At 48.7% G+C, this 13,284-nt stretch carries 21 protein-coding genes; 1 reads left to right on the top strand and 20 read right to left on the bottom strand.

Annotation, left to right across the window (positions count from 1 at the left end; all coding sequences use genetic code 11):
• Positions 1-103 precede the first annotated feature (103 nt).
• A complete protein-coding gene (locus BM241_RS12375) occupies positions 104-268 on the bottom strand; it encodes a hypothetical protein (RefSeq protein WP_177206085.1) in 165 nt (54 codons plus the stop codon).
• A gap of 109 nt (positions 269-377) precedes the next feature.
• Here BM241_RS12375 and BM241_RS12370 point away from each other — a divergent pair, with 109 nt between their 5' ends.
• Positions 378-554 carry a hypothetical protein gene (locus BM241_RS12370; protein WP_156925021.1) on the top strand — a complete coding sequence of 59 codons (177 nt, stop codon included), beginning with the start codon at positions 378-380 and terminating at the stop codon, positions 552-554.
• A gap of 51 nt (positions 555-605) precedes the next feature.
• On the opposite strand, the gene BM241_RS04140 is transcribed toward BM241_RS12370, so the two are convergent.
• The 19 genes from BM241_RS04140 to BM241_RS04050 form a co-directional block, all read right to left on the bottom strand.
• The gene (locus tag BM241_RS04140) at positions 606-1,049 is read right to left on the bottom strand and encodes a divergent PAP2 family protein (protein WP_025746508.1); all 444 of its coding nucleotides are present in this window, start codon (positions 1,047-1,049) and stop codon (positions 606-608) included.
• A gap of 102 nt (positions 1,050-1,151) precedes the next feature.
• On the bottom strand, positions 1,152-1,949 hold the full coding sequence (locus tag BM241_RS04135) for a polyprenyl synthetase family protein (protein ID WP_242948244.1): 798 nt from the start codon (positions 1,947-1,949) through the stop codon (positions 1,152-1,154).
• The gene (gene xseB, locus BM241_RS04130) at positions 1,946-2,206 is read right to left on the bottom strand and encodes an exodeoxyribonuclease VII small subunit (protein ID WP_092282085.1); all 261 of its coding nucleotides are present in this window, start codon (positions 2,204-2,206) and stop codon (positions 1,946-1,948) included. Before xseB ends, BM241_RS04135 begins: the two co-directional genes overlap by 4 nt.
• A complete protein-coding gene (gene xseA, locus BM241_RS04125; protein WP_092282084.1) occupies positions 2,203-3,426 on the bottom strand; it encodes an exodeoxyribonuclease VII large subunit in 1,224 nt (407 codons plus the stop codon). Before xseA ends, xseB begins: the two co-directional genes overlap by 4 nt.
• Entirely contained in the window at positions 3,414-4,265 is an 852-nt protein-coding gene (folD, locus tag BM241_RS04120; RefSeq protein ID WP_092282083.1) for a bifunctional methylenetetrahydrofolate dehydrogenase/methenyltetrahydrofolate cyclohydrolase FolD, read from the bottom strand. The genes xseA and folD overlap by 13 nt, the downstream gene beginning before the upstream one ends.
• A 206-nt stretch (positions 4,266-4,471) precedes the next feature.
• Entirely contained in the window at positions 4,472-5,452 is a 981-nt protein-coding gene (locus tag BM241_RS04115) for a tRNA (adenosine(37)-N6)-threonylcarbamoyltransferase complex transferase subunit TsaD (RefSeq protein ID WP_242948243.1), read from the bottom strand.
• The gene (gene nusB / locus BM241_RS04110) at positions 5,449-5,946 is read right to left on the bottom strand and encodes a transcription antitermination factor NusB (RefSeq protein ID WP_092282082.1); all 498 of its coding nucleotides are present in this window, start codon (positions 5,944-5,946) and stop codon (positions 5,449-5,451) included. The genes BM241_RS04115 and nusB overlap by 4 nt, the downstream gene beginning before the upstream one ends.
• Positions 5,947-5,991: 45 nt before the next feature.
• Complete coding sequence (locus BM241_RS04105; RefSeq protein WP_025746501.1) at positions 5,992-6,216, bottom strand: DUF2273 domain-containing protein; 225 nt, start codon at positions 6,214-6,216, stop codon at positions 5,992-5,994.
• Positions 6,217-6,230: 14 nt separating this feature from the next.
• Complete coding sequence (gene amaP, locus BM241_RS04100) at positions 6,231-6,782, bottom strand: alkaline shock response membrane anchor protein AmaP (protein WP_092282081.1); 552 nt, start codon at positions 6,780-6,782, stop codon at positions 6,231-6,233.
• Between the two features lie 149 nt (positions 6,783-6,931).
• A complete protein-coding gene (locus tag BM241_RS04095; RefSeq protein ID WP_025746499.1) occupies positions 6,932-7,327 on the bottom strand; it encodes an Asp23/Gls24 family envelope stress response protein in 396 nt (131 codons plus the stop codon).
• 72 nt (positions 7,328-7,399) lie between these two features.
• Entirely contained in the window at positions 7,400-7,969 is a 570-nt protein-coding gene (locus tag BM241_RS04090) for a SpoIIIAH-like family protein (protein ID WP_025746498.1), read from the bottom strand.
• 5 nt (positions 7,970-7,974) lie between these two features.
• Positions 7,975-8,577 carry a hypothetical protein gene (locus BM241_RS04085; RefSeq protein ID WP_092282080.1) on the bottom strand — a complete coding sequence of 201 codons (603 nt, stop codon included), beginning with the start codon at positions 8,575-8,577 and terminating at the stop codon, positions 7,975-7,977.
• Positions 8,574-9,239, bottom strand: a complete 666-nt coding sequence (gene spoIIIAF / locus BM241_RS04080) for a stage III sporulation protein AF (protein ID WP_025746496.1) — start codon at positions 9,237-9,239, stop codon at positions 8,574-8,576. Before spoIIIAF ends, BM241_RS04085 begins: the two co-directional genes overlap by 4 nt.
• 113 nt (positions 9,240-9,352) lie before the next feature.
• A complete protein-coding gene (spoIIIAE, locus tag BM241_RS04075) occupies positions 9,353-10,546 on the bottom strand; it encodes a stage III sporulation protein AE (protein ID WP_092282079.1) in 1,194 nt (397 codons plus the stop codon).
• Positions 10,547-10,559: 13 nt separating this feature from the next.
• Positions 10,560-10,952: a stage III sporulation protein AD gene (gene spoIIIAD, locus BM241_RS04070; RefSeq protein WP_092282078.1), complete on the bottom strand. Its 393-nt coding sequence runs from the start codon at positions 10,950-10,952 to the stop codon at positions 10,560-10,562.
• 12 nt (positions 10,953-10,964) lie between these two features.
• Positions 10,965-11,162 carry a stage III sporulation protein AC gene (spoIIIAC, locus tag BM241_RS04065; RefSeq protein ID WP_025746493.1) on the bottom strand — a complete coding sequence of 66 codons (198 nt, stop codon included), beginning with the start codon at positions 11,160-11,162 and terminating at the stop codon, positions 10,965-10,967.
• Positions 11,163-11,180: 18 nt separating this feature from the next.
• Positions 11,181-11,705: a hypothetical protein gene (locus tag BM241_RS04060; protein ID WP_025746492.1), complete on the bottom strand. Its 525-nt coding sequence runs from the start codon at positions 11,703-11,705 to the stop codon at positions 11,181-11,183.
• Positions 11,706-11,720: 15 nt separating this feature from the next.
• On the bottom strand, positions 11,721-12,713 hold the full coding sequence (spoIIIAA, locus tag BM241_RS04055) for a stage III sporulation protein AA (protein WP_025746491.1): 993 nt from the start codon (positions 12,711-12,713) through the stop codon (positions 11,721-11,723).
• A 105-nt stretch (positions 12,714-12,818) separates the two neighbouring features.
• Positions 12,819-13,235, bottom strand: a complete 417-nt coding sequence (locus BM241_RS04050) for a CD1247 N-terminal domain-containing protein (protein WP_092282077.1) — start codon at positions 13,233-13,235, stop codon at positions 12,819-12,821.
• Positions 13,236-13,284 lie beyond the last annotated feature (49 nt).

The raw sequence follows: 13,284 nt of genomic DNA, 5'->3' as shown, positions 1-13,284 counted from the left end.
GGCTTAAGGTCCAGTAGGATTTCCCGGCAGGGTACTTCCCGTCGCCGAAGAAGCGGTTTCCCTTTAAACCCCGCCTTACCGTGTCGCCAACGGTAAAACTGGATCACCACTTAGACCACACTGTAATCCCCAACGCACCGTATAGCAGTCTAGGGGCTTTCCCCGACAGCCGCAGCCAATTTCTAGCCTCTTTTGCAGCATGGGTTTCATACAGCAATAGTCCCCGCACAATGGGCCCTATTGCGCAGGAACCTGACCTGTAATCCACCCATACCACTCAAGGCGGGCTACACTGTACACAGCTTTTCGCCGCGATACAGGTTCACGCCCAAGTAGTAGCAACCGATGGTTACCACCAGCTTGGGTCTCCGCGGAAAGTGGGTCAACGCCCGCATGCCTTTGCGGATCGCCCACCTTCCTTAACTCCCAGCACCAACCCCCGACTGGGCGTCGAGAGCCAGCACCAGGAACTTCATCGATGTGCCCTTGACGGATTTTTAGGCCCGTCTTCAAAATTGGCCGGGCTGACTAGAATACTGCACCACCACGCATGAGATTGTTTTCTGGAATAGTATTATATCATAACACCCTCACAAATTCAAATTTTAGACCAACAGTTTAGCTATCACAAAGCCTAAAACGGCGCCCACAATGACTTCTATGGGCGTATGGCCGATGAACTCCTTCAACTTCTCCTGCGGAACATCCTTACCTTCCTGTAACCTTTCTACTATTTCATTGAGCACGGCAGCCTGCTTTCCGGCTGCCCTTCTTACCCCCGCCGCATCGTACATGACCACGAAAGCGAATACCAGGGATAACGCAAATATATAGGAGTCATAGCCGTTTATTTCTCCAAGTGCAGTGGCCAGCGAAACTACAAGAGCCGTATGAGAGCTGGGCATGCCGCCTGAACCCACAAACCTGCGCAGGTCCAATTTTTTATGGGTCAATACCGTCAAAACCACCTTGGACGCCTGGGCAATAAACCACGCCAGAAAGCTCACCCATAAAACGGAGTTAGCGGCAAGTTGCTTAAGCTGTTCCATCCAGTACCTCCTATTTCTGGCGTTTCAGTACATAATAGGCAATCTCTTTTAGAAAATAAGCATCTTTACCAAAACGTTCCAGATGGCTTACCGCTTCTTCAATCAAGTCCCGTGCCATACGCCGCGATTCCCCCAGGCCATACAGAGCTGGAAAAGTGGCTTTTTGCGCGCCTCATCCCTGCTCGGATTTTTCCCCATACTGGCTGCATCCCCTGTAACATCCAAGATATCATCTACTATTTGAAATGCCAGCCCAAGCTTTTGTCCGTACTTTGCAACGGCATCCTCAACATCCCCTTCGATGGGCTCAAGTATCGCCCCCGCCCTGACGGCGGCTTCAATCAGCGCCCCGGTCTTGTGGGTGTGGATATAGTAAAGCATATCGGGCTGGACATCTTTTCCCTCCTGTTCAAGGTCAGCTACTTGTCCCCCAATCATGCCGTGAAGCCCGGCAGCCCTAGCTATCACAAAAGCCGCCCTTACATGCCGCTCCAGCTTGTAGGGATATTTCATGGCGTTTTCCAGGAAAACCTCATAAGCCAGATTGAGCAGGGCATCGCCTGCCAGTATGGCCATTCCCTCTCCGAAAACCTTATGATTGGTTGGCATACCCCTGCGCAGGTCATCGTCGTCCATGGCCGGCAGGTCGTCGTGTATCAGAGAATAAGTGTGAATCATCTCCAGGCCGCAGGCCAGTGCCATGGATTCCTCGACGTTTCCTCCCACCAATTCATGGGCCGAAAGCAGCAGCACGGGTCTTATACGTTTTCCACCAGCAAACAAGCTGTAATTCATGGCCTTAAACAAGGTCGGCGGGCACTCCTTGTGCCGCTCCATCAATTTCTTTAAAGCATCTTCCACCAGCGCCAGTTTACTGCTGTATATCTCATCAAAATTCATACCTCATCTCCCTCTACAGGCATAAAAGGCACCTCTTCGATTTTCCCCTGATTTTGTATAAGCAGTTTTACCATCCCTTCAGCCCTCTCCAGCTTTGCGTTGCAGTGAGCAGAAAGGCTGACCCCTCGTTTAAACAGCTCAATGGCCTCATCCAGCGATAAATCGCTTGATTCAAGGCGCGATACTATGATTTCCAGCTCCCTCAGCGCTTCTTCAAACGTCAACTCCGATACAGCCCTATCACGTTCCCGACTCATCTTACCCCATACACCCCACCCTCTATTTTCTCTACTCTGCAATCGGCACGCCCATCCTTAAAATGTACCGTAATGCCATCGCCCTGTTTCAGCGACGTTACGGAATACACCACCCTCTCAGACGGCCTCAAAGTTACAACGGCATAGCCACGTCCCAAAACGGCCAGAGGGCTCAACGCATCCAGCGCTGCCGCCAACCGCGAAAGCCTCTCCCTTTTGTTGGATAATATATCGTTGAAGGCAGCACAAAGCCTTGTATACGCCTGATCCAGCTGCTGTTTGCGCTGCTGCATAATCCTGTCGGGATATCGAAACACGTAGCTCGACTGGAGATGCTCCAGGCCTTTTCTCTTGTGCAGCAGCATGTTGCGCATGGCTTCCATCAGCCGAACGTTTAGCCCGGCCAGCATCTCCTGCAGATGCTGGAGCATCGGTACCGCCATCTCGGCAGCGGCCGAAGGGGTGGGTGCCCTCAGGTCTGCCACAAAATCGGCTATGGTGAAGTCGGTCTCGTGCCCCACAGCCGATATCACCGGAATCCTCGAGCGCCAGATTGCCCGGGCCACAACCTCTTCGTTGAAAGCCCACAGCTCCTCCAGCGAGCCTCCCCCTCTGCCCAAAATGATGGTATCGATATCGTCTCTCGTATTGACATAGTCCAGGGCGGCCTCTATCTGGGCGGGAGCCGCAGAACCCTGCACCAGCACGGGAACCACCAGTATGTCCACACATGGACATCTGCGCCGCACCACCTTTATTATATCTCGAACCGCCGCCCCCGTAGGCGAGGTGATAACCGCTATTTTTCTGGGGAAAGGAGGAATGGGCTTTTTATGTTGCGCATCAAAAAGCCCTTCAGCTTTCAACCGCTGCTTTAGGGCTTCGAAAGCTAGATACAGCTTACCTATGCCGTCCTTTTCGATGCCCATCACGTATATCTGGTACTGTCCATCCTTGCAGTAAAGCGATACCTGGCCCCTTACCAGCACTCTCATGCCATCAGATGGTATAAAGGCCATATCCCTTTGATTTTGCCTAAACAGCACGCAGCGTATCCTGTCCTGTTCGTCCTTCAGAGTAAAATATATATGCCCTGAGGAGTGAATCTTCAGATTGGAAATCTCCCCACGCACCCACACATCCTGCAGTATGGGGTCTCGCCCCAGCAAACCGCGTACATATTCGTTTATTTGATGGACTGAAAAGATCACCCTACCCATTTTCTCTCCGCTGCCAAAACCGTGTTTTCCAAAAGCATGGTAATGGTCATTGGCCCAACTCCACCCGGTACAGGCGTGATCCACCCCGCCACATGGCAGGCATCCTGGAAATTGACATCACCCACCAGCTTATCGTCCACCCTGTTTATCCCCACGTCTATTACTATAGCCCCTTGTTTTATAAAGCTGCTGTCCACCAGGTTGGGCCTTCCCACCGCAACCACCAGTATATCCGCTTGACGGGCTATTTCCCTCAGATTGGCGGTTTTTGAATGGCAAAGCGTAACGGTGGCGTTATGTCGAAGTAGCATCAAGGCCACTGGCTTTCCGACTATATTGCTCCTCCCTATTACCACGGCGTGCTTGCCAGCTATGGGCTGCCCGGTCTCCTGTATAAGCCGAATGATGCCTTTTGGAGTACAGGGTTCAAAACACTCTTCCCCTATCACCAGCCGCCCCATGTTGACCGGGTGAAAACCATCAACATCCTTGGCAGGATCAATGGCGTTTATGACTGCATTGGGATCTATCTGTGGCGGCAAGGGCAGCTGTACAAGTATGCCGTGTATCGTTTCGTCAACGTTTAGCCTGTATATGTATTCCAGCAAGGCCTCCTGGGACGTATTCTCATCCAGCTTGATCACCCGCGAGTATATTCCCACCCCATTGCAGGCCCTTTCCTTGTTACGGACATATACAGCAGATGCAGGGTCATTCCCCACGAGAATAACGGCCAACCCCGGGATAATCCCATTTTGCTTTAACTTCTCTACTCTTGACTTTATATCTTCTCTCAATCGATTTGACAAATCTTTTCCATCAATTATCTTGGCTTCCAATATTATCCTCCTCCCGCAAACCGACCTCTTCTGTGTCTGCTTGGATATTCCATCATTCGATACCTTACTAATGCCTTTCTATATTTGATGTTTATTTCAAAAGACACCTGGAATATATTTAAATGAACGACTTCTCAAAAGTTTCGATAAGTAATCGATCCTACTATCTATAAGCCAAATAGCAGAGTTTAAATTGCATACCCGGCCTACTTTAACATCGGCGGTACGCCCTTGTAAAGCTTCAATCCCAAAAGCGCGGTGCCCACCGCGTTATCCCTTGACAGCAATGGATCCGCGAAGTAAAGGCGTATGGCTTCATCCCGCTTTTTTAGCCTATCAACTAGCTTTTGACGAAGTATGGCGCTTGATGCCACGCCTCCAACCAGAAGCACATCTTTTGTATCCATGTCCAGGTTATCCATTGCATTCAGAATCCACCTCTCAAGGGTATTCACGAGGCAGTTATACACCGCCATGGCCACATCTTCCTTGTCGATACCCTGAGCAAGCAGCCTGTGAGCATGCGCCTCCGGCCCCGAAAAGCTTATTGTCAACCCTTTAACAGAAAAAGGGATGGTGACATATCCATCCTTTCCTTTTCGTGCCAGCTCTTCCAGATAGGCTCCCGCCGGAAACGGAAGCCCCATTGCCACTCCCACCCTGTCGACAAACTGGCCGGCATGGAGGTCCTGAGTTGCACCAATTATTTCAATTTCAAAAGCTGTACCTCTATCGGTCACCTTAAGCAGCTCTGACGTGCCGCCAGACAGATGTATGGCCAAAAAGCGTTGGCTGTATGGCCCTCCAGCCGAAAAGATTCCCGCCTGGATATGGCTTTCCTGGTGGCTGACAGAGTAATAGGGAATGCCAAGCATGCTTGCAAAAGCCTGTCCTGTAAGGTGGGATACCATAAACACCGGCATGTAGGAGCCTTCAACCGGACGTGGTCTGCAGGTGGCACACACGGCTGCCAGTTCATTTTTAGGATCGATAACCCTGACAATCTCACTAGCAATGTCAGGTAAACGATGAAGGTGCTGAAACAACGCCTTTGATTGCTGCAGGCCCCTCTGTCCCAGCTCCACCTCCAGTGGGATCTGCCTGTTTAACAGGACATTCCCATCCAAATCCACCAGCGCCACAGACGTGGTATAGCAGCTGGTATCCATGCCAAGGATGTATTTCACTGTGGCTTCTCCTCCGCTTCAACCTTTTCCTCTGATGCAATTTGCTCCTCTGTTGTAATCTTCTCTTCTGATGCAGTTTGCTCATCTGTTGCAATCTGATTAGAGCGAATGAAACCGCCCAGCACTCCATTGACAAACTTGCCGGATTTATCCCCGCTGAATTTTTTGGCCAGTTCCACAGCCTCGTTTATGGAAACGCTTACAGGAATATCAGGGCGATATAAGATTTCACACAGCGCCAACCGCAATATAGCCAGGTCCACCTTGGCAATCCTGTTAAATTCCCATCCTTTAGAAAAAGACTTTATATGTCCGTCGATTTCCTGTGCATACCTTTCAAACAAATTTACCAAATTTAATATATATTCTCTGTCCTTTTCGTGTATAGAGTAGTGTGGCTCCATCCTAAGCAAGGAATCAAGGTCTGCTTCTCCCGCCAGCTCTTTCTGGTATAAAAACTTCATGGCCACTTCCCTTGCGTCTTTTCTAGCCATGTTTTTCCTCCCAAACGCCGCTATAATTTAAAGCGCAATACGATTCTATGTCAAATCGTTGAAAAACATCTTTCTTAAAAACATGCGGAGCTTGCTGCCCCCGTCGTACACGCTTCCTATCACATACCCCACAGTTACGCATATGGCCAAAAAGACCGACCGCCAGAACCCTACCGCCAGTACAAGTATTCCGAAAAGCAGCCCGGCCAACACCCCTACTATTTTTCCCTTGTGAGATTTAAAAAAGGCATGCATGTCCTCTCGTTCCACAGGGGGCTCCCTCCTTATTCTACCCTCGAACGTTGAAGGGCAGCAAGGTTATCTATATAAACATATACCTCTTTTACTATAATGCCTGCGGTAGACTCGACGTACTCCTTAACCTTTTTCTGTATGGCCTGGCTTATCTCGGGTATATTGACATCCGGCATAAGCTGCATGTTAAGGCGCACCCTTACGCCGTCAGGTTCGGCAACCACCAAGCTTCTGACGTCTTTGACCTCACCAAATCCCCTTACGGCTTTTTGTACCAGCGTATCCAATGTATTTATCGATACTCTTATCATGCCCAGTTCTGTGTTCTTAATGAGTGTACCAGCAAAGGTTGTACGCTTTCGCTTCAAAAACAGGAGCTTCAAGCTTGTCAACAAAAAAACAAAAGAGACGATGAAGAGCGCAAGTCTAAAATCCCAATCATATTGAATATTGTTTATGTATTCGACTGCACGAGCAAACGGTATAACCCCCACTGCTATGGCCATCAGTACCAGCGAAACCAGCGCAACGACAAAGGTATACACCACCAACAGGGCCCTCTCGAGCCAGCTTATCTTCATATGTTTTCCTCCCCATTCACAAGCCTGTTTTTCAGACTCCTTTGTAAAAACTCTTTAACCACCAAATGCTCTATTTTATTTACTTTATTTACCAAAGTTTTGCTAAAATTAACCCTCTGACAGGATCAGAGGGTCAGGATTTATGTATTCTATTGTTTCTTGCTCACATCCTCTTCCTTGACTTCCCTATCAAAATTGACGCCCTGAACGTGAACGTTAACCTCTACTACCGACAATCCCGTCATGGTCTCCACTGCTTTTTTCACGTTTTCTTGAATATTCCAGGCCACCTCGGGTATCCTAACGCCGTAATCGACGATGATATACAGGTCAATAGCGGCCTCTTTCTCGCCTACCTCCACCTTTACTCCTTTGGTCAAATTCTTGCGCCCTAGCTTCTCGGCTATGCCTCCTGCCACGCTACCGCTCATGGCTGCAACGCCTTTTACCTCGGTAGCAGCCAGCCCCGCGATGATAGCCACCACTTCATCCGCAAACGTCACTTTCCCGTATTCTTCAGTTTTGTTCTGCGTAACCTCTGACACGTCGCTCACCTCCTACACATTTTACACAATGTTATTATAGCAGAATAGGCGCTGTTTTACAAACTTCTTCCTTCATATTTTGGGTATAATTTTTATATTTTCAGGTTTATGTCCGGATTCTCGCCGCACTATATCCAAAATCTGTGCAACCTCCTCCTGCTTCAGTTCTGGTTTATCCACAATGACGTTCACCGAATCTTTGTGTAGAATCACCACCACATCCTTAAAACCTTTGGCTTTAATCAGAGCCTCTATGGCCAGCTCTTTCTCCATGTTTTTGGTTATTTCAAGCAGCTGTGCCTGCGCTTCCTTCTTCATCTCGGGATCCGATGCCGGGTTATCCAGGATTTCGCGTATGTACTCAATCTCCTCCTTACGAGTATTCTCCCGCTCCTGCCTGTAGCTTGCAAAGAAATTCGCTGAACTGACGGCTGCCACTTCGGCCGTATCGTCCTCTTCTTCAGATGAACCTTCTTTGTCCTTGACAGCTATCCCATCCTCTTTACCCTGTTGACTCACCGCTTCCTGTGCATCCTGCCCATTCAGCACGCTTTGATTGTAAACAAGGTTTAGATAACCCGTGATGATCAGCAATACGATAAGAATTCCCATAACCACGCTCTTTCTCTTTATCACCAACATCTCCATCACTCCTTCATTTTATTTGTTTCCATTTCAAACACTTCAACCTGCTGGGGGCTGACCCCCAGGGCTGTTTGAACCGCCCTTATAAGGTCAAGCTTTACGCGTATGTCCTTTGCGCCCTCGGCAATGACTATTACGCCCTTGATCTCGGGCTCCATCTCTTTGATCACCAGCGGTTTGGCGTTACCGGTTTCACCGATCGTAACGGTCTGGCTGTTTACATCCCGTTGGGATACCCTTCGCGTCCCCCCATTGCTATCCTGTTCCTCGGTCACCGTCTCCGATTGGGTAGTATTCATAGCGGGGACGATTTCCTTGCTTGACTTATACGTGATCATGACCTCTACCCTTCCCACTCCTTTGATGGCCGACAGCTTTTTTTGCAGCTTGAGCTCCTGCTGGTCTTCATATGTATCCTGCTCCACCCATTGTACGCCTCTATTGGCTCCGTCATCAGGGTTGGGTACGGAAGGAGACGCCCGGTTAAAGCTCGATGCATATACGCTGAGCACCACCGCCACAAACAATACAGCTATTACTATTTCCACGTTTTTTAAATTCTTAAGCTTTTCTGTTATGGCCTTCAAAAAGCCAACCTGCTTCACGGCAATTCTCCCTCCTGAACCCTTTGTTTATTATCGCTTGGACTCTTGTGTGCAGTGGATTGAAAGCGCACCTCTATCCTATTTTGATCAACACCGTATATGCTGGATAGAAGCGCCTTTATCTCCTGCTCGTCCTTTGACTCTTTGATAGGCTTATCAGAATGCGGAATATCGACATCCTTTGTGTCTACCTTGATGCGTACCGGTTCGATATGGCTGCCTGCAGAAACGCCGATGTCCACATACACCTTCAGAATATCCGACAATCGGTTATCATGATGGAACTTCTCATTCATTTGTACGTTTACCTTTACGTGCTCATAGCCTTTGAACTGTTTGATTTGCTGTTCCATATGCGATTCCATACTCTCTACAAAATAATCCATTATTTCACGCTGTTGCTGGCCTTCCAGCCATTTTACCTGGTAGCTCACATCGGCAAAATCCATGGTTGCAAAAGCCTGAGCAGTATATCTCTCTAAATTCGGCAACTGGTCAAACGCTTGAAAGATTGGCTTTAACATTGCAGTCAAGATTGTTATGCCTATCAAAAACCTGACATACCTCTTCATGCTGCCGCTTGGAAGCAACAGGTCTACCGCTACGCCCAGCATGCTTATCACGGCCAAATTGATAATCCACCTGCCAATTGAAGGGTTCACACCTTTTACCACCTCCTTGCAGATGTACCATATTCAAGCTTTTATTTTCCTCACAATAACAGAAACTTCCATCAGCATCAGTCGCCATGTTGTACCAAGGCGTCACCACAAAGCTATCTCATCATGGTAGCAGCGTTCCCAACCCCTATGACCAATGTTATCGCCAAGAAAAATACCATGGCCATCCCGGCTACTGTTATCGCGATTATTATCATCATGTTGCCAATGTCATTCAGGCAGTCTGCAATGCGCTTGTCGGTCACCGGCTCCAGGACTGCGCTGGCAAGCTTGTATATCGCCATGACGCACAGTATCTTGAGCACCGGATACAGGCATATGGACGCTATGACCAGCAAACCCATGAGGCCCACCGCGTTTTTTATCAGCAACGAACAATTCACAACCATGTCGACGGCCTGTGCAAACATTTTACCTACGACGGGCACAAAGGTATCGACCGCGAATTTGGCCGTCCTGATGGATATCCCATCAATCGACGCCGCCATCACCCCTTGAACGGTCAGGGCACCTACAAACACGGTAAATATGAGACCCAGGGCCCATTCGCAAACGTTTTTTAGCAGCGAGCTCAAGCGATTGAGCTGAACCTTGTCGCTGATGTGGTTTATCATAATGATGACTACCGAAGCAAGTATCAAAGGAAACATGACATGCTCGAGCACCATGCCCATGAAACCTACCAATAAGCCGATGGTGGGGTTCAAAAGCGCAGAAGAGGTAATTCCGCCTACCGAGACCAGCAGTGCCAGCAGGACAGGAAAAAAGCTCTGGGTAAATGAAGCCATGGCGTCGACGGCTCTCCTCCCAATCTCCATCGCCGACATGATGCTGTGTATGACCATGAGCATCACCACCATGTAGCATACAAAATAAGCTACTTCAGCCGCCGAAACGCTCTGAAATGAATCCTGCATGTTTTTAAGTACGCCGCAGACCACGGCCAGAGCGATTATCTTTGCCATCAAGCCTAAATTTGCCATAACCTCTCTGTAAAAGATGCGGGTTATATGAATCCAGAAGTCTCTGAGGTTCAAGCTGAATTCGCCTGTTAATATTTTTTTTATCAGGTCACGGGCATTGCCCTCCTGGAAGGCCGGGTTGCCCTGCTGCTGAATCTCTTCTATGAACTCATCCCATCTTTCAACGTTTAGCCCTTCCAGCTGTCGGTCTATGGCTAACTGCATTTGTTCTCTTATATCCTCCGGACCGCCATAAGTATCAGGTTGCGCAAATGCCGTCACCGGCAGGCACATCAAAAACAGCAAAAAGATACAGCAGGCTTTCATGTCTTTATTCCCCTCAAGTGAGAACTTGCAATATCACTTCAATCAATCCCACAAGGATGGGAAGGGTCAAACTAAGTATTATAATCTTACCGCCCAGCTCTATCTTGGAAGCTATGGAGTTTTCCCCCGCATCCTTGCATACCTGGGCACCAAATTCGGTAATATAAGCAATGCCTATGGCCTTCAGCACCACAGACAGGTGCGCCTGGTCCAGGTTGGCCCGCCGGGCCATGTCATCCAGCACGGTAACTATGGCCACAAGCCTTCCCGTCACCATGAGCAGTATTATGGCCCCTGCAGCAATTGCTATAAATAAGCCAAGTTCAGGCTTGTGCTGCTTCAATACCAGGGCCAGAATGGCTGCCACTATCCCCAATCCCACCAGCTGAAAAACCTCTACATCCATTGTCTGCACTCCTCAGTAAAGCTGGAATATGCTCTTGACATTGTTGAACAGCTTGCTGATCATGTCTATCACCATTAGCAGAACCACCACTATACCCGCTAAAGTGACCATCATGGATATCTCCTCCCGTCCCGCCCTGTTGAGCACATGGTTCAGTACCGAGATCAATATGCCTATGGCAGCTATTTTAAAGATTATATCGACGCTCATCGTGATGCACACCCCCCGTTACAGCAGTATGATGGCTAGGGCCAACCCGCCTAACACCCCTAAATTCCTGTACATGGTCTGGTATTTCAAGCAGGCCTCCTCGGCCTTCTGCTCCTGGTTTCTCAGTTGGCTCTGAATGATTTGAAAATACCTCTGCTGGCTCTCCCTATCGCTTACTCCCAGCACCTTCCCAAAGGTCAGGAGAATTTGAGTATCCTCCATCGTTATATGCAGATGTTTTTTCCAGCCCTTCAAGGCCTTCTCCCATGCCTCGGCAGCGGTGTCACCGCTCCTTTTTTGTAACCTGCGGCTAAAGTCACAAAAAAACTCCTTTACTCCCCCGTGCAAAAGAGCGGCCACCCTTTCCACCGCTTCGGGCAAAAAGGTAGCGTAGTTTATAACCTCGCTCTCCAGGTGCGCAAATGCCATCCGCAGCATCCTGAGCTCCTTGAGCCTCAGTGCATATGCATTTGCGGCCTGCAGCCCCAGAAACGAACAGCACACCACTATCACCAGGCTGGATAATATCTTGATAAAAACCATCCCAGCTACCCCCTCTCAACGAATCGGCCTATCCAGCAGATTATTTAAAGTGTGGCCGTCATATATCTTTTCAACCGTGCCCACCCCCAGAGAACTCCCCAGTACAATAATTCTTTGGAATATCTTCTTATCCAGAATCTTTGAGAGAATGGGCCGGCGCTGTGCGTCCCCTATATCGCTGCTGTGGGCCGTTGTAATTATCTTTATACCTGCATTAAGGGCCTCTTCAATGGCTTCCACATCTTCCGCCTTGCCAATTTCGTCGGTTATTATAACGGCAGGAGACATGGAGCGAATGAGCATCATAATGCCCTCGGCCTTCGGGCAGGCATCCAGTACATCGGTTTGAAGTCCCACGTTGTTCTGTGGAACGCCCTGGAAGCACCCTGCTATTTCAGAACGCTCGTCCACGATCCCAACTTTTATGCCTCTAAAGCCTGGAAAACCATCGCTTAGCTGCCTGGCAATATCGCGGATCAGAGTGGTCTTGCCCATTTGGGGTGGAGACAGCACAAGGGTATGGTACACCTCTGCCCCTGAAACGATGTAGCGGATGACTTTGTCGGCAACCCCTATTATTTCCCTGGATATGCGTATGTTAAAAGAATTTATGTATTTTAATGTCTTTATTTTGCCTCCTTCCAATACGGCTTTGCCGGCCAGACCCACCCGGTATCCACCCCTCAAAGTTATGTATCCGTTGCGCAATTCCTCCTCCACCGCGTATATGGAATAGTTGGATATGCGCTGCAGTATGCTTTGGACATCCCTGTGGGTTACATAATAGGCCTTTTCAGGTGAAGGCCACAGCCCCCCATCGGCCCCCAAATAATAGCTCTTGCCCCGGCCATGTATGACAATCGGCCGTCCTTCCCGTATCCGAATCTCCTCCAGGCTTTCGGCAATATCCTGTGGAATTCCATCTATTACCCTCTGAATGTTTTCGGGCAGCGCATCGAGTATTACCCGTTTCCACGCAACGCCGGAAGGCCATCTGCTGTATTCCATATACAACTCGTCCTCCCTTTTAATAAATATCTATGTCAGGCAGGGAAAGAATATCACCAAAAATAAAAAAGCCGGTGCATTTTGCACCAGCTTCTGTTTAACAGTTCATTCCTCACTTTCGTCTTCGGCGTACTCCTCTTCCCCTTCTTCATATATTGGCTTTTTGCAGTTGGGACAGATAATGTCATCCTCTTCTTCAAACATCTCCTCATCAAAGTATACGGTTTCATGGCAGTGAGGACAGGTCACTTCCACATAGTTGGTCTCTTCATCCATATCCTCGTCCTCATCTTCACCGTATATGTCGTTTTGTATATTCGTCAAATCTTCATTGAGTGCATCAAGATAGTCATCCTGCTCTGCCTGAGAAGCTTCAAGCGCATCGATGGCATCAACCACGTCCTCCAGCAGTTCGATGATGTTTATAAGTATCCTGGCTTCCTTTGTATCTTCTTTTTGCAGCCCCAATCCTTCTGCCAACCCTTTGATGTAGGACATCTTTTCTCCTAAATTGTTGTTCATTTAATTTCCTCCCTTTAAAATAGTATAACTATCCCGGCTTGAAACGCAT

The organism is Caldicoprobacter faecalis, from assembly GCF_900115765.1.
Lineage (GTDB): Bacteria > Bacillota > Clostridia > Caldicoprobacterales > Caldicoprobacteraceae > Caldicoprobacter > Caldicoprobacter oshimai.
Note: the sequence above shows the minus strand (reverse complement) of the source record. Positions and strands in the feature narration are given on the sequence as shown.